The sequence below is a fragment of the Paenibacillus sp. LjRoot56 genome, from assembly GCF_964253335.1.
In the GTDB taxonomy this organism is placed as follows: Bacteria; Bacillota; Bacilli; order Paenibacillales; family NBRC-103111; genus Paenibacillus_E; species Paenibacillus_E allorhizoplanae.
This window is the reverse complement of the sequence record NZ_CAXURV020000002.1, coordinates 272,705-288,948: the sequence shown is the minus strand read 5'-3', so window position 1 is coordinate 288,948 and position 16,244 is coordinate 272,705. Positions and strand designations below refer to the sequence as shown.

Genomic DNA, 16,244 nt, shown 5'->3' with positions numbered 1-16,244 from the left:
TTCGGGTCATCTTTTAAGACACGTGTTATTCCAAAATCTTGGATGCTACCCATGCAAGGTCATCACCCTTTCTGGCTATCCAAAAATGGTCTTGCATGTTGCGACAACACTCGACATGATACGACATGTATCATTGAAGACATAACGAATCAAGTGTATCTTCAGCGAAAATACACTTTTTTCATCCAATACAACTACCCGTTCATCAAACTCTCCCGATACAGCTTCGGGCTGTATCCCGTTGTTTTCTTGAACATTCTGCTGAAATGCTCGACATTCAGATACCCGACCGTTTCAGCAATATCCGTAATTTTATTGCCCTTCTTTTTCATTAACCTTTTCGATTCCTCAATACGTAAATTCGTTAAATATTGGATAAAGTTACAACCGACCTCTTTGGTAAACTGCTTACTTAAATACCCTTCGCTAACGCCAACCATTTCGCTGATCAACGTGAGGTTGACGTCCTCCGTATAATGGAGATCCAGGAATTGCTTAGCTAGTGTGACAACACCGCTATAATTAGCCTTTGTCGTCATTCCATGAATGTGTTGAAATAACTGACTACACATGCGATGCAGCCAGGTTTTCGTTTCATCCAATGTCTCCAAACTCTTCATATATTCAAAAGGGTGCTGGAGTTCTTCGTCGAGGTCATCCCAACGAATTCCTTTGCGATACAGCAGCCCGCCAAGCTCCCAAAGCAAATCCTCAAACGCGGTGTGGACATCTTGCGGTCTCCAGCCCCATGTTTGCCCAAGCAGCAGTTCCATCTGCTCAAATTCCTTAGACCATAACTGGGCGTTACTTTGCTCTAGCAGCTGTGCAACCCCTGCTCCCGTTGATTTCAACGTAACCTGCAGCTTACGGGCATGCTCAATTCCGCTCTCAGCACCGTACTTCCCCAGCTCCATACAGCTTTCAGGGTAGAAAACCTTATTAAATCCGGCAAAATAACTCATGGAGGCCAAATGGGCTGCTTGCTGATACAACCGGTACCATGCCTTCATGCCGCTTGCTAGATCGCTAATCCCAATCGAGACGGAGACATTGACATATTGATTAAGTCGCGTTTGAATCATAGCGAAGGCAGCCTGCACTTTTTCTCGAATCATACTTTCACTTCGTAACGCTGCGAACGAACAAAATAGTACATATTCGGACTGGCTCTTCCCATATAAGAGATGCTTCATTGACGTGGCGTCCAGAACGGTTTGCACGGACTGCATGATAAAGCGCTGCGTCTGACTATCTTTTAAGCTTCTCCCCGTCCTTGCTCCCACAGATGAGCCTTGCGAGATAGTAATCACGGCAACCAACTGATTCGATTCTTCCAGCCACTCCGTGATACCAACCCCTGCGGCAGCATAGGCTGTTTCATCCTGCTGTGGATTGATGGATATGAGCTGTCGAATGGTTTCACTTTTCCGATCGATCTCTTCATCCGTACGTTCGACGACAGACGTTAACGTCTCCTGCGTTCGAAGTTCATTGAGTGCCTTCAAAACAACTGGAACTAAGTGTTCCTCATCCATATCTGACTTCACTATGAAATCAATTGCGCCAAGCACAAAGGCTTCTCTGACATAACTATACTCGCTATAGGCACTCAGCATGATGGCGACAGGTCTTCGCTTCTGTACAATTGCCGGATGCGCTCGCAGCAGCTCAATGCCGCCCAGTCTGGGCATCTCAATATCAAGCAGCATCAGATCGATATCGCCTTGCTGCTCCAGAATAGCAAGAGCTTCCATGCCATCGCCAGCTTCAATAACCACCTGGATGCCCATACTATCCCAGTCGATCATATGTTGAAGCGCTAGACGAACGAGCGGTTCATCGTCGACAATCATCATTTTAAACAACCTGTCCATCTCCCATCTGTGAAGTTGATTCCTTCTATTTATCCTTTCACCGCTCCATCCATAAGTCCTTTAAAAATATACCTTTGAAATACGATATAGAAGATGGCACTTGGCAATAAAACGATAATAATACCTGCACAGAGCATAGACAAGTCTGAACTGCGCGTACTCACGAATGAAGTTAAGGAAGTAGCCAGTGTGGCCAATTTCTTGTCAGGCATATATAACTGCTGAACAAAGATATCATTCATGATCGTTACACTTTTTAAGATCGCCAGTGTTGCCGTTGCAGGTAACAGCAGTGGAAAAATGATCGAACGGAAGATACGAACATAAGAAGCGCCATCCAGCATAGCACTCTCATCCAGCTGTACAGAAATCTTTTCGAGAAATTGCATGTAAATGTAAATCTGCATAATATCCGTTCCAATATAAATAAGCAGCGGTGCCCCGAGCGTATTATAAACACCGAGTGTATGCAGGAGTTGAAAGCGAGCAATTTCTGTCGTGTAAGCCGGAATGATCATCGCCATCATAAAAAGGAGGAGAATCCACTTTTTCATTCGGAACTGAAAACGATTGAGCACAAACGCGGTCATCGTCCCGAGCAGCATATTGCCGAGCATACTCAACACGACAAGCAGGATCGAGTTACCAAGCCCACGTATCATATTGCCTTCTTTCAAAGCACTCACGTAATTGTCGATATGAAGAAAGCTCTTCGGAAGCGAAAACGGCGACGTTTCGGCAAGTTCCAAATTCGTTTTAAATGAACCAAATACTACAAGCAAAATAGGGACGAAAATAAGGATAGCCATGAGCGTAAAAAGCACATAGTACACAATATTAGCAGCTGCACGCTGTTTGCTCATCGACCGTGTACGACTTGGCAACGGCTGCTTACTCATTTGTTCAAGCGATAGTGCACGTTCCATGCTAAGCCTCACTCCTGTCTTTCACGATCCATGCTTGCAACGATGAGAAAATAATAATCATAAGTAAGAGAATAACTGCCATCGCTGAGGCCAGACCGTAATTGTTGTAAGTAAATGCCGTTTGGAGTGAAAAGAGTCCAAATGTGCTGCTTGCACTGCCTGGACCGCCATTCGTCATAACAAGCGGAATGTCATACTGCAGAAGGGCTCCAGATACATTCATGAACAAAATAATTTCGATCACACGTCGAATACCTGGGAGCGTTACATACCTTTGTTGCTGCCAAAAGTTCGCTCCATCAATTTCTGCCGCTTCATACAGGTCTTTCGGAATGGATTGCAGTCCAGCTAAAAACAACACGATATGCACGCCGCTGTAACGCCATAAAGAAACAACGACCAACGAATAATTCACAATCTTCGCATCGCTTAGCCAGCTTTGAATCCATGATTCAAGCCCTATTGCTTTCAATAGCTCATTCAATGGACCATTGATCGGATTATAAATATAGCTGAACATATAAGCGACCGCGATACCATTAATAATGTAAGGCATCAACACCGAGAAGCGGAAAAACGCGCTCCCTCGCAGTGCTCTGGTCAAGAGAACAGCCATGATGATTTCAAGCGGAATGGCAATGGCATGTAAAATAAAATACGTGACGTTGTTTCGAATGGCATGCCAAGCTTCAGGAAAATCAAACAGCATTTGCTTATAATTGTTCAAGCCAATGTACTTAAAACTTGGGCTATACCCATCCCAACTCGTAAAGCTATAGCGAAACAACTGCAACGTCGGATAGATCAGAAACAAAAGTAAGAGCGCAACGGGTACGAATAGAAACGAAACGATGACGACTTTCTGCTGCATGCGATAATTCATGTAATCACTCCTGTATACAAGAGAGGGCACTATTCTAATCGCTCAGATAGCACCCTCTATTTAATTACCTATTTGTTCGATTCAACCGCTTTCTTCCACTTGTTGTTCAGTTCTTTCTCCAAGGTGTCGATTGGTTTACCGGAGTATATTTCCTGTGCAGCTTTTTTGAAATCAAATTGTGCCGCACCACTCACTTTAGCAAAGCCTTCATCCGTTGCTGAGTAGATAAATGGTTTAAACGGATATTTTTCTGTCCATTTGTTAAAGAAAGGAAGGTCTGTGCTCACACCATTAATCGTTGAGAACTGTTGCGCCACATTAATGAAGGATTGGTACACATCTTTACTGAACATCCAGTCGAAGAATGCTTTCGCTTCTTCTACATTTTTACTGTTTTTGTTAATTCCGATATTCATATCGGATACAGTCATGGATGTTAATGGCTCGCTTTCTGTGCTGCGGAAAGGAAGAGGGAATACGCCAAGATCTTCATCCGTTTTTACTTTCGTCGCGTAGTCGCCGTAGTACCATTGACCCGCTGCGATCATTGCCGCTTTTTTAGATTCAAATAACTGTGTGGATTGATCAAAGGATATGGATAGGGCATCCGGTCCTGCCAACTTCTTCGTTGACATTTCTTTGATGATTTTCCCAGCTTTATCAAATGTACTTCCCTCTCCGAAAGGCTCTGGCGTCTTGGCCAAATTCGCTAAGTAATTCTCATCCCCAGACAGAATGTGAGGGCCAAACTCCATGAATGGATAGAACGTCCAGTCTTCCTTACCGCCGATTGCGATTGGTGTATATTTACCATTCGTTTTAATTTTCTCCATCGTGGACAAGAACTCAGGCATCGTTTTCGGCACGTCCAAGTTCAACTCTTTGAAGATACTTGGGTGGAAGTAGACAAATTCCGAGAAAGAAACGAGCGGTGCGCCTAATATTTTCCCATCAATTTTCGCTGGAAACTTATTATTCTTCGCTCCTGCCAAGTCATCAAGTGGAAGGAGAGATTGTTTGTAAATTTGCATATGTGCAGGCTTGAGGTAGAACAGATCAGGCAAATCATTGGCAGCTAATCGTACCTTTAAGTATTGACCGCCATTATCCGGTACCATCTCAATATCTACGGTCACGTTCGGCTTCAACTTCGTGTATTCCTTCACTTTGTCTGTCCAGAATTTAAGATCCCCTTTGGCATCCCACATGGCAAGTTTTAACTTAACGGGATCCGCTGGTTTTGGCGTCGATGCTGCTGCTTTGCTTTCGGCTGGTTTGACGGAAGCTGCTGCAGGTGCTGCCGTATCCTTGGAGCATCCTGTCAATGCACTCAGCATAACAAGTCCGCCCACTAGCACTGTGCTTACGAGTTTACTTTTTCCCATTCTTGAAACCCCTCCAATGAATGTTTCTTTAATTCGGTTGATTGTTTAACCTGTCTTTATCATACACGGGGTGAAAACGCATCCAAATGATCTTTTCGGCTATGAAGTTGATCTTTTATGAACTGCTTTAAGCTTCCAACCGAAGTGGTCGCTCTTCTTCCTGGTCACGATGAATAATCGGAATTTTCATCGACACCTTCGTTCCTTTGGGCTCATTCACAGTCAAAATAATACCGTAATCCTCGCCATGGTGCAGCTGAATCCGGTGATGAACATTCGCAACGCCCATGCCTGTAAACGTATGCGGACTACGCCTAGTACGGAACTCCTCGAGTTGCTCTTCTGTCATCCCCTCGCCATTATCAGAGATTACAATATGTAGACTTCCTTCATAAATGCGTGCTTGAATGACGATTTTCCCACTTGTTTCTTTGCCAGCCATACCGTGTACGATGCTATTTTCCAAAATCGGTTGAAGCAACAGCTTGAGCAAATACTTCGATTCTGCCTGTGGATCAATATGCCATTCAACTTCAAATTTGTTTCCGTAACGAATTTCCATGATGTATAGGTAATGCTTTAAATTAGCGATTTCATCGGAGAATCGGATAAGTACGCCGCCTCGGTTAAATGAGGAGGATACAAGACGCATCAGAGCATTGGTCATGTTACGGATGTTGTCCGTCCTACTGATCAGTGCCATTAACTTGATGGCATTCAATGTATTTATAAGAAAGTGTGGATTAATTTGCGACTGCAAGGCAGCAAACTCTGCTTTCCGCTTCGCTTGCTCTTGTTCCTCTCGCTGCCGTAGAAGCAGCTTAATTTGATCAAGCATATGATTGAACGTTCTACCCAGCGCTGCCATTTCCGCAATTTTAGAAGTCCCAATCTTGGCGTTCAGCTCCCCTTCCATCACAAGGGACATTTTCCGGACTAATACGTGAATAGGTCTAGTTAAACTGTGAACTAAATAAAAGGAGATCAGCAAAAATACAACGATAACCGCGATGGTTGCGAATAGGACGAACTTAAAAATACGTTCATAATTGGCCGTTACCTTACTGTAAGGTATCTCTTGTATAGCTTTCCAGCCTGTATCTCCAACACTTGCATAGGTAACCATCATCTGACGACCACTCACCTGATCGATAAAATGGCCCTCGCGCGTACCTCTGATCTGCTCAAGTTTGGCCGGTGTTAAGCTCGATTGATCCCAATTGTAGCTGGCTGTGACAACTTGACCATCCTTGCTGACAATGACATAGGAGGAATCATCGTTGGGCTGTTGTCGCAAGATTTTATCAAACGCTTCTTCATTCAATGAAAAATAAATCATTTCGACATTACTTAGCGTATGGTAGTCACTGGGTGCAATCGCAGCTGTCACGGCTAACGGCTCCCTCACACCGTATAAAAGCGTTTCTTGAAGGCTAAGAAACTGTACACTATCTTTGTGCTGAAGCATGTTCTGATACCATGACGCTGAACGCAGCTCCTGCTCATCTTTGATCAAGTTCTGCTTAAACGAATACACGCCGCCATCTTTATAAAAAAAATGGATCGCCAGAAGCTGGCTGGACATTGAGTACGTGTATCTGCTCAGCGCAAGAGTTAGGTCGTTGATATACTTAAATCGGTTGCTTTCATCCGCTTGATTCAAGGATGTTACCGTTGATAGCACATCGCGATCGACACCGACGGCTGCTGCAGCGTATTCGATCTTACTGATCTCCTGCTGGGCTGAATAGGTGACCGCATGGAGTGTTTGCAGAGTTCGCTCCGTTGTTTGCTGTAGCAAATCGCGTTTGTATACTTGAAGAATCATAGTACTGATCGTCACAATCGGAAAGACAACCATGACGACTAACAAGATATGGAGAGTCACTGAAAATGACCATGGTTTAGCAAATAGCTTCAATACCTTCACCCCATAATTTCAAATACGAAATATGACTTCGTTGACATAGATTCGGTCTAAACAGGGTGATGTCCTTTAATTGTATGTAAGTCGTTTTAGAACAACAACTGCTTCGGCTCGGCTTGCAGATGCCAATGGCGCAAAGTCTGTAGCGGTTCTCCCCTCCATGAGTTTATCTCCAACTGCAAGCTTTACGAAGGCTCCTGCCCAGTCACTTACTGTATCTTCATCTTCAAAATGGATCGTTTCGTCCATTTTCAAATCCTCCACTTTAATTCCATCCGCATAACCCTTAGCTCTTATCAACATCGCTGCCATTTCTTCACGTGTTATGTTTCTCTCAGGAGCAAATTCTGTTGCAGAAACCCCATTAATGAGTCCAGCCGAGTACGCCTTCTTCACTTCCCCTTGATACCAACTGCCTGCTGCTACATCGTTGAATGGCAACTGTCCGCCAACATTATCTTTCAAATTTAATGCTTTAGCTAGCAGGGTCGCGAATTGTGCCCTAGTAACTTTCTTATCCGGTGCAAAATGATCATCATCCATTCCCTCTACGATACCTTTATTCACCATCTGCATCACGTCTGTCTTGGCCCAGTGTCCTACAAGATCACTGAAGATTTTACTGAAATCCGCAGCATCATCCCGAGTAAACGATTGACTTTTCAAATTGTGATCTACGATTTTCAGAGTGGTCCATTTGATGTTCGATACCCCCGCTTTCTTGGCCCGGAAGGTGATTGTCCCGATATCCAGATTCCCCTTCTCCCCATCAACCTTGCCAACTTTGGTATGTGCAATGGTAACTTCATTATTTCGAATAACTGGCGAGACGGAGAATCCATCTATTTTCGTATCTGATTTAACCACTTCGAGCTTATTTGCATCGAAACTGAATTTGGCCTCATACGCATATAAATCCTGGATATTATTTCCTTTCAAACTAATTGTAAATTCACCTGTCGATTCGGTATCTGATGTGATCATAGAAAATTGGGAAGTATTCTCCGCATAAGCAGAAGCTGTCCAAACCAATGCCACACAAAGATGACAGATTGCGGTAGCTAGGATTATTTTCCGTTTCATCCTCACTCATCCTCTCCTATAAAACGACAATATTTGCAAGCGTTTACAAGTATATGATCACCAAATAGCACCGGTTACTCAGAAAATTATAGCTTCTGTTATGGCACACTTTCATGATCTTTTTTGTCCTAAACATGATTATTTCGGATCATTCGACATTCAAACGATCTACGAACAACATAGATCATAAATAATCCTCGCGCCCGTTTTTAAGTTTACAAATGAAAAGAAAGGACATGCCGATTATAAGTCGACTGTCCTCACTGATGTATAACGCCTTAATAAGTTAGCCGGTGCACCAGTGCCCGATTACACGAATCTTCTTGCCACAAAGGTTAGATCATACATATCAATAACGCCATTCTTATCGATATCCGCTTTACTTACCTCTGCCCAGCTGGCGTTTGTCGAAGTTGTTCCAAAATGATATGACACAAATCCCAAATCAGCGACGCTGATTTGGCCGTCGGGAAGTCCGCCTAAGAGTAAAACTATCATGTGTGTATAATGGGCGACGCGGCGACGCTTGAATGGACACGACTCCACATTCTCGTACCTCCTCTCTACAACTGGAGTTCGAAATTCGAATAGTTTAATAATAAGGAATTCATTTTCAACTAGAGCAATATAATTAAGTAAGACAACCATTATTAATACATAAATGGCTTTGGTTTGTACAAAAAATCGTTGATTTTTTCCCAAAGTTCATTGTATATTAATTATAATAATTATCATTTAGAAATTAATTTAATTTGATTGGAGAGGTAGAAATGAATCCAATGGATACTGCTAACTCAGGAAAATGCCCATTCTCTCATGGAAATGGAAGCGCTACAAGTCACAAATCTAGTGGTACGACGAATAAAAACTGGTGGCCAAATCAGTTGAATTTGAACATTCTCCATCAACATGACCGCAAATCAAACCCTCTTGGCGACGATTTTGATTATGCCGAGGAATTCGGAAAATTAGACTACCCAGCGCTCAAACAAGATCTTCGTGATCTCATGACGAACAGCCAAGATTGGTGGCCAGCCGACTTCGGACATTATGGTCCCTTCTTTATTCGAATGGCTTGGCACTCCGCAGGGACTTATCGTACAGGTGATGGGCGTGGGGGTGCTGGAACCGGCACACAGCGATTTGCTCCACTGAACAGCTGGCCTGATAACGGCAACCTTGATAAAGCTCGTCGACTCCTGTGGCCGATTAAGCAAAAGTATGGCAACAAAATCTCTTGGGCGGACTTGTTCATTCTAACCGGCAATGTGGCTATTGAATCCATGGGCGGCAAAACATTTGGCTTCGGCGGTGGCCGTGCGGACGTGTGGCACCCAGAAGAAGACATCTACTGGGGTGTAGAAACCGAGTGGCTGGGAGATAAGCGTTATACAGGCGATCGCGAACTTGAGAATCCACTTGCCGCCGTTCAGATGGGACTTATCTATGTGAACCCAGAAGGTCCGAACGGCAAGCCAGATCCACTTGCCAGTGCTCGCGACATACGCGATACATTTAAACGGATGGGCATGAATGATGAAGAAACCGTTGCTCTCGTAGCTGGCGGACATACCTTCGGCAAAGCACACGGTGCAGGGGATGCTGCGCATGTAGGTGCAGAGCCGGAAGCCGCTGCTATCGAAGCTTTAGGCTTAGGTTGGATCAGCACACACGGCTCCGGTAAAGGTCGCGATACCATCACAAGCGGTATCGAAGGAGCTTGGACAGCAAATCCGACTCAGTGGGATAACGGTTTCTTCGAACTACTATTTGGATATGAATGGACACTTACGAAGAGCCCTGCAGGTGCACATCAGTGGACGCCAATCAATCCTGCTGAAGAGCATCTCGCACCAGACGCGGAAGATGCATCTATTCGTGTGAAGACAATCATGACTACGGCAGATATGGCCTTGCGTGTGGATCCAGCATATGAAGCAATTTCTCGTCGTTATTATGAGAATCCAGAAGAATTTGCAGATGCGTTTGCTCGTGCATGGTTTAAACTCACGCACCGGGATATGGGGCCTCTTCCCAGATATCTGGGACCGGAAGTTCCAGAAGAAGTTCTGATCTGGCAAGACGCTGTACCGGCTGTTACATACACATTAACAGACGCAGACGTTGAGGATATTAAAACAAAAATTCTAGCTTCTGGTCTTTCAGTCAGTGAGCTCGTAACAACAGCTTGGGCTTCTGCCAGCACATTCCGTGGTACGGACATGCGTGGCGGCGCCAACGGTGCTCGCATTCGGCTTGCCCCACAGAATGAATGGGAAGTGAATCAACCAAATCAACTAACCAGAGTACTTACCATTCTTGAAGGCATTCAAGAAGACCTGGATGTCGAAGTGAGCCTCGCTGATTTGATCGTACTTGGTGGCAGCGCCGCGGTAGAAAAAGCTGCACGTGATGCAGGCTTTCAAGTAACAGTTCCCTTCACTCCTGGACGCGGTGATGCAACAGAAGAACAAACCGATGCAGAAAGCTTCGCTGTGCTAGAGCCAATCGCTGATGGTTTCCGCAACTATCAGAAGAAGCAATATCGTGTAAGCTCAGCGGAGCTTCTAGTCGATAAGGCACATCTGCTTAACCTGACTGCACCAGAAATGACAGCCCTTATTGGAGGCATGCGTGTACTAGGTACGAACTTCGGCGGCACCAAACATGGCGTTTTCACCGACCGTGTAGGTACACTCACAAACGACTTCTTTGTTAACTTGCTCGATATGGGCGTACAGTGGAATCCTATCGGTGATGACGTATTTGAAGGACGCGATCGTAAGACAGGTAAAATCGTTCGTTCAGCAACGACAGTTGATCTCGTCTTCGGTTCAAACTCCGTTCTGCGTGCCATTGCAGAAGTTTATGCGCAAGATGATAATAAAGAAAAGTTCGTGCGCGACTTCATAGCTAGCTGGGTCAAGGTAATGAATGCTGATCGATACGACTTGAAATAGTAACTTATTTTATCCATGTAAAGCAGAGAGTGTCCGCAGAAAATAAAGTAATAGACTAATCTTAGAATTTGAAACAGCGACAGCCAAGGACGAGAAAATAAAGTCCTAGGCTGTCGCTGTTTCATTGAACTAAAGTTTTTCGTTAGTTGAATCTACCATCGAAAATATTGCAATATGGACAATTAAGCAAACTCCACACCTCACAGATCCCGCTGTGGGATAAATATTTATTTCTTCAACTGAAGTGCTTTTATCGTTGAGGAAATACCCTCTTGGAACGATGTTGCCACAATCGGGCCTATATAACGTTCGTACTTATTGCGGCTTAGCGTCAGCGGTTCTTCAGTTAAGTAAAGCATCTCCACGACTTCTTTCATGACGGGTAGGCCGAGTCCAAGCAAAGATAAGCCTATTTTCTTCAACGGAATAACCGGTTTGACGCTGCCACTTGACGCTTGCGCAATCTTCACAATATCTCGTCCGCTAATCACCCCGGCTCCTGGGATATTCCAATTCTGCTGGTAAGCGAAGTCCCTGCTGGCCAGCTCAACAATCATGGCCGCCGCGTCTGGTAAATAGATAAATTCCCGGGGAGTTTGCATGTTGCCGATATAGAACGCCATCTTGCCGGCAGCAATGGCTTCCAGAGTTGAGCCTAAATACGAGGCCTCGTTGGCCGTAGGCCCATAATAATCGGGCAACCGGGCAATCAGAACCTTGGCCTTGTTCCACCGCTTGCTGAACAGCATTCGTTCATAGTCCAAACGAACTTTTCCTTTACGAGTATGCGGTTGCTTGGGATGCTCCTCGGTCACCAGGTCGGCCCGTCGCCTGCCGTAAGGATAAATACCATCAATTGCGACGACTCGGGCGGCCATACGCTCCGCCGCCTCCATCACCGACTCGCCCAGCGGAATCAGCTTGCTCGCCATCTCGTGGTAAGGAACATTCGCGCAATGGAACCATACGTCCGCTCCACTTGCTTGGGAAACAATATCGTCGGGTCGCATAGCGTCCCCTACGCCAAGTGTTAGATTCGCGGGGTTGCCTAGCCGATTGGCGAGTTGAACTAATTTCTGGTGCGAACGCCCAAATGCAATCGTGTCAATCCCTCGTTTCACCAGTTCTTCCGTAATCGCGGTTCCTGTTCCGCCGGTTGCTCCAATTACCATTACCTTCATCATCGTCATTACAATATGCCTCCTTCAATTTTTTCAGCTCTGGCAAGTGGATGGCTTCTTTTTGAATCGTCATCGCCTGCACCTGGTCTTTCGTCACAATTTTGAGCTCCATTATGATCTATTTCTATAGGTCAGGAAGATTACCTGACTTGGTTCCCACCCGGTACGGCGTCGTGATGCCTTGGTAATTAATCATCATGCTCATGCCCATCGAGGCATGCTTGAGATCGTGGCAGTGCGCCATCCAGAGGCCCGGATTATTGGCTTCTAACATCAGCTCATAGGTCTCACCTTTCTTTGTTAGGAGTGTATCCAGATACACCGGGCTACCTTGCAAGGCAACACCATCCCTGCTTAGGACACGGAACACATGCCCATGAATGTGGAAAGGATGATCTCCTCCGCCTTCGTTGGAGACTGTGATGAGAATATGATCTCCTTTCTTTACGTCCATCGGAGGAATCTCGTGGAAGGACTTTCCGTTAATGGACTTGGTGAAAAGGGTTTGGCCTAGCTTGAGCTCGAAACGCCGGTCGGGCTCGATATGCAGGGCGGAATCGTTAGGTAATGGCGTACCGTAATTGACGAATAAGAATAACTGCCCGCCTTCCGAATGCTGCGGTTGGATTCCATTACCTATCGTAATCGGTGAACTCTCAGGGGTATTAACGACGACTTGGCCAGACTCCGGAACTTTGATGAGCAAATCATAACGCTGTCCTGCGCCTACCGGAACAATCGTTCCGTCCAGCTGCCCAGGGTTGTGCAAATCATGTCCATCCATAGCCATGACCCAAAAGGGGGCCCCATCGACGTCGAATTCCATCGTTTCATTACCCGCATTGATCAACCTAAGTCTGACTTGTTCGCCCGGTTTGCCCGGAACCGACAGCCCATTCGTGCTTCCGTTCACCAGCATGGTAGAGCCCAGTTGTTGGTAGAGGGCTGTCGCTTCTGATGTCGAAGGATTAGATTCAGGTTGTTGTTTAGGCTCGATGATCAGCGCGCCCAGAAGCCCTTTGCTAGCCTGAATTGAGCTCATCTGGTGGGAATGGTACCAGTACGTGCCTGGTGTCGTTGCGATAAATGTATACGTAAACTGTCCTCCCGGTGCCACGGCATCCTGCGTGACTCCCGCAATACCATCCTGTGAGCATGGAACCGCGATCCCGTGCCAATGAATCGTAACACCGTCCTCGATGTCCTTGTTATGGAGCGTAACGACAACTCGATCACCCTCCGTAACGCGAAGCTCGGGACCCGGGGACGAGCCGTTGAAGGTCCAGGCGTCGGCCGTCTTTCCGTTATCCAACTTCAGTGTCGTCCTTGCCGCTGTCATATCGAACTTGCGTGTTGGACCCGATGATTCCGGCGCCATGATCGCGGCACAGGACACCATGCCTTCTTCGGGATCAGAAACCGCCATGCTCGCCATATGCTCCATGTGCGTCATTCCCGCCATATCAGCCATATTCGCCATGTTGACCTCATCCGGCTTCTGAAGCCGCATCTGCCAAAAATAAGTAGCCACCGCTGCTACGACTATAAGAACCACGGTCAAAGATAAGCCGATATTGATCAGTCGTTTTACGCTTTTTCTTCTACCCAAAAGTATCCCCCCATCAAATAATTAAGCAATCACTAACTTATAATTGGTTACCCCTATTGTTTTCCGATCGAAATAAGAAAGATCAAATCAGTTACCTGCCTATAGGGAGACTCAGCCACGGTATGTAGACACTTTTGCTACATACTTTTCCAACATGTGCTTAACCGTTAAGACCATCCCCTCTTCATACGGGGTTGGTGATACTCCGTCATACGCCATGCTAGAGGTTCCATAAATCTTGCCGTATCGCTCATAGCTATCCAATTTGATCCACATCTCCGGCTCATACCACTGCAGCAATCGCTGCTGCCACTTTCCGATGGTCTCGAACCGCGGCGCTATCTGAATAACTGAACCCGCAAAGCCAAGGAGCTCCGCTTGCGAGATCGAGCCATTGCCACAGAGATGCCAATTGCCCCCATACGCGGATTCTGTCGAAGCCAGCTCATGTACATACCTGGCGGCATCATCTATGAACAGATAATCTCGTCTAATGGATGGATCAATGGGCAGCTTGACGGGCTTCCCTTGAACAATTTTGCGAAGCGCATAATGAATAAGCGTGTTGGAAGCGGCCTCGCCATATAACTCTGGACTGAAGATTCGCATTGAATTTGGACAGGGGATCTTCGCCGATTCCTTCATGTCGACAGGTCGATAGACCCCTTCTACGATTACCAATTTAGCTCCGATTGCTGCGGAGACGCTTCGAGCGGCTTCGAGCATCTGATGCACCTTCTCTGGCTTGTCATCGTAGGTTAAGTAGACTCCGCAGAAAATAACATTCACGCCGTTCGCAGCATCTAGCAGTTCGTCTGGGTTACCGACATCTCCTCTCACTATTCGCAGAAGAGGGGAGGAGATGTTCATCTGCAAGGTTTCCAGCTTCCGTTGCGAGCCGAATCTATAAGGTGTTGGAATATTTTTTAATTGATCAATCACTAACTTTAAAAGAGGGCGATTGTCGCACAACCACGAGAACCGCTGTTGCCCCGATGAGCGCGAATGCTGCAGCTCCGAGGAACACCCAGGAAAACCCTCCAGTTAACGCTTGTGCTTCGGCTACCCCACCGCCAAGCAAGCGATCGATGCGAGCCGAGGCTATCGTCGTAAGTACCGCGAGTCCGATGGCTCCACCGATCTGCTGACTCGTATTGACTAAGCCGCTTGCTAGCCCCGCTTCATCGTCCGCCACGCCGTGGACTGCTAGCTCCGTTCCAGAGATGAAGGCTCCTCCCAATCCAATTCCCATCAAGATGGAAGGACCTAGCAGATTGACAGCGAACGAAGCTTTGCTAGGTGAAAAGGAGAGCCCAATCAGGCCTACGGCCAGCAGAAACAATGACGCCGCCAGCGTCTTGCGCGTTCCAATAGCCTTGACCACAGCCGGAACGGCTCCGGCAATCACGACTAGCGAGCCAGCCAGCGGGAGCTGGGTAAGGCCTGCTTTTAACGCATCATAATGAAGCACTTGCTGCATGTAAACCGAGAGTGCGAAGAACAGTCCTGTCGTTGCTCCTCCGATAAGAAACATGGCCAGATTGCCGCCCGTAACGGACTTGTTGCGGAAGATGCCTAGCGGCATGAGAGGATTCGAAGCGCGCTTCTCGATGAAGATGAACGATCCAAGCAGCACAACTGCCAAGCTTGCGAGAATCAGCGTCTGCGGGGACGTCCAGCCGACCCGATCCGTACCGGAGAGCGCAGCGACTAGTGCTACGATTCCAGTCGTTACCATGGCGGACCCTGACGCATCCAGACTTACTCGTTCGACGTGCGCATCCTTGGGAATAAGATAAGGAACCGCCACCAGAACCAAAGCTACTACAGGGACATTCACAAAGAACACTGAAGACCAACCAAGCGAATCTGTCAGTACACCGCCCAACAAGACACCCGCCGCACTACCAATGCCCGCAACCGCCCCCCAGATGCCGAGTGCCTTGGCCCGATCACGCGGATTCGTGAACAGCTTCGTAACGAGAGCCAGAGCGGCTGGGGCAAGTAGGGCAGCCGATGCGCCTTGAACCGCTCTCGCCGTAAGCAGCCAAACTCCCGAGGTAGCCAGACCAGCCGCAGCCGACGCAAGTGCGAATCCAGAGACCCCGATCATGAATAACCTGCGATGCCCGAAGCGATCCGACAGCCTTCCGCCGAGAAGCAGCAAGCCCCCGAAGGGCAATACATAAGCCGTAATGACCCAGCTCAGTGTACTAGTGCTCAGATGAAGCTCCGAGCCGAGAGCGGGAAGCGCGATATTGACGATGGACGCATCCAGCACTACCAAGAATTGCGCGAGGGCCAGCGCGATCAGAGCCCACCACCGATACTTCAACGTGTCAGAACGATTCGCGATTACCAACTGAACCATGGAATTCATAACAATCTCCTCCTGTTATTGATTGATTAATTAATT

At 46.8% G+C, this 16,244-nt stretch carries 12 protein-coding genes; 1 reads left to right on the top strand and 11 read right to left on the bottom strand.

The features are described 5' to 3' along the window. Window positions 1–194: 194 nt before the first annotated feature. From ACSQ8O_RS14110 to ACSQ8O_RS14080, 7 genes are all read right to left on the bottom strand, one after another. The gene (locus ACSQ8O_RS14110; protein ID WP_436242934.1) at window positions 195–1,856 is read right to left on the bottom strand and encodes a helix-turn-helix domain-containing protein; all 1,662 of its coding nucleotides are present in this window, start codon (window positions 1,854–1,856) and stop codon (window positions 195–197) included. A 47-nt stretch (window positions 1,857–1,903) separates the two neighbouring features. Further along, window positions 1,904–2,800 carry a carbohydrate ABC transporter permease gene (locus ACSQ8O_RS14105; protein WP_436242186.1) on the bottom strand — a complete coding sequence of 299 codons (897 nt, stop codon included), beginning with the start codon at window positions 2,798–2,800 and terminating at the stop codon, window positions 1,904–1,906. A gap of 1 nt (window position 2,801) precedes the next feature. After that, on the bottom strand, window positions 2,802–3,683 hold the full coding sequence (locus ACSQ8O_RS14100) for a carbohydrate ABC transporter permease (RefSeq protein ID WP_436242185.1): 882 nt from the start codon (window positions 3,681–3,683) through the stop codon (window positions 2,802–2,804). A 68-nt stretch (window positions 3,684–3,751) separates the two neighbouring features. After that, entirely contained in the window at window positions 3,752–5,068 is a 1,317-nt protein-coding gene (locus ACSQ8O_RS14095; protein ID WP_436242184.1) for an ABC transporter substrate-binding protein, read from the bottom strand. Window positions 5,069–5,195: 127 nt separating this feature from the next. Beyond that, window positions 5,196–6,989: a sensor histidine kinase gene (locus ACSQ8O_RS14090; RefSeq protein ID WP_056619625.1), complete on the bottom strand. Its 1,794-nt coding sequence runs from the start codon at window positions 6,987–6,989 to the stop codon at window positions 5,196–5,198. A gap of 75 nt (window positions 6,990–7,064) precedes the next feature. Next, the gene (locus ACSQ8O_RS14085) at window positions 7,065–8,078 is read right to left on the bottom strand and encodes an S-layer homology domain-containing protein (RefSeq protein WP_436242183.1); all 1,014 of its coding nucleotides are present in this window, start codon (window positions 8,076–8,078) and stop codon (window positions 7,065–7,067) included. A 309-nt stretch (window positions 8,079–8,387) separates the two neighbouring features. Then, window positions 8,388–8,624: a dockerin type I domain-containing protein gene (locus tag ACSQ8O_RS14080; RefSeq protein ID WP_436242182.1), complete on the bottom strand. Its 237-nt coding sequence runs from the start codon at window positions 8,622–8,624 to the stop codon at window positions 8,388–8,390. 224 nt (window positions 8,625–8,848) lie between these two features. Here ACSQ8O_RS14080 and katG point away from each other — a divergent pair, with 224 nt between their 5' ends. After that, a complete protein-coding gene (gene katG / locus ACSQ8O_RS14075) occupies window positions 8,849–11,038 on the top strand; it encodes a catalase/peroxidase HPI (protein ID WP_056619617.1) in 2,190 nt (729 codons plus the stop codon). Between the two features lie 227 nt (window positions 11,039–11,265). Here the strand turns inward: katG and ACSQ8O_RS14070 are convergent, their stop codons facing one another. The 4 genes from ACSQ8O_RS14070 to ACSQ8O_RS14055 all read right to left on the bottom strand — a co-directional run bounded on the left by ACSQ8O_RS14070 (window position 11,266) and on the right by ACSQ8O_RS14055 (window position 16,208). After that, the gene (locus ACSQ8O_RS14070; protein ID WP_200962472.1) at window positions 11,266–12,222 is read right to left on the bottom strand and encodes an NAD-dependent epimerase/dehydratase family protein; all 957 of its coding nucleotides are present in this window, start codon (window positions 12,220–12,222) and stop codon (window positions 11,266–11,268) included. 121 nt (window positions 12,223–12,343) lie between these two features. Further along, on the bottom strand, window positions 12,344–13,828 hold the full coding sequence (locus ACSQ8O_RS14065) for a multicopper oxidase family protein (RefSeq protein WP_436242181.1): 1,485 nt from the start codon (window positions 13,826–13,828) through the stop codon (window positions 12,344–12,346). A 111-nt stretch (window positions 13,829–13,939) separates the two neighbouring features. Further along, window positions 13,940–14,770, bottom strand: a complete 831-nt coding sequence (locus ACSQ8O_RS14060; RefSeq protein WP_436242180.1) for an NAD-dependent epimerase/dehydratase family protein — start codon at window positions 14,768–14,770, stop codon at window positions 13,940–13,942. After that, on the bottom strand, window positions 14,763–16,208 hold the full coding sequence (locus tag ACSQ8O_RS14055; protein ID WP_436242179.1) for a DHA2 family efflux MFS transporter permease subunit: 1,446 nt from the start codon (window positions 16,206–16,208) through the stop codon (window positions 14,763–14,765). The genes ACSQ8O_RS14060 and ACSQ8O_RS14055 overlap by 8 nt, the downstream gene beginning before the upstream one ends. Window positions 16,209–16,244: the final 36 nt, after the last annotated feature.

What these genes read in the sequence shown, in the direction of transcription:
- ACSQ8O_RS14085 (WP_436242183.1), bottom strand. Translation starts at nt 8,078, where the DNA reads ATGAAACGGAAAATAATCCTAGCTACCGCAATCTGTCATCTTTGTGTG.
- ACSQ8O_RS14095 (WP_436242184.1), bottom strand. Translation starts at nt 5,068, where the DNA reads ATGGGAAAAAGTAAACTCGTAAGCACAGTGCTAGTGGGCGGACTTGTT.
- ACSQ8O_RS14110 (WP_436242934.1), bottom strand. Translation starts at nt 1,856, where the DNA reads ATGATGATTGTCGACGATGAACCGCTCGTTCGTCTAGCGCTTCAACAT.
- katG (WP_056619617.1), top strand. Translation starts at nt 8,849, where the DNA reads ATGAATCCAATGGATACTGCTAACTCAGGAAAATGCCCATTCTCTCAT.
- ACSQ8O_RS14100 (WP_436242185.1), bottom strand. Translation starts at nt 3,683, where the DNA reads ATGAATTATCGCATGCAGCAGAAAGTCGTCATCGTTTCGTTTCTATTC.
- ACSQ8O_RS14055 (WP_436242179.1), bottom strand. Translation starts at nt 16,208, where the DNA reads ATGAATTCCATGGTTCAGTTGGTAATCGCGAATCGTTCTGACACGTTG.
- ACSQ8O_RS14105 (WP_436242186.1), bottom strand. Translation starts at nt 2,800, where the DNA reads ATGGAACGTGCACTATCGCTTGAACAAATGAGTAAGCAGCCGTTGCCA.
- ACSQ8O_RS14070 (WP_200962472.1), bottom strand. Translation starts at nt 12,222, where the DNA reads ATGATGAAGGTAATGGTAATTGGAGCAACCGGCGGAACAGGAACCGCG.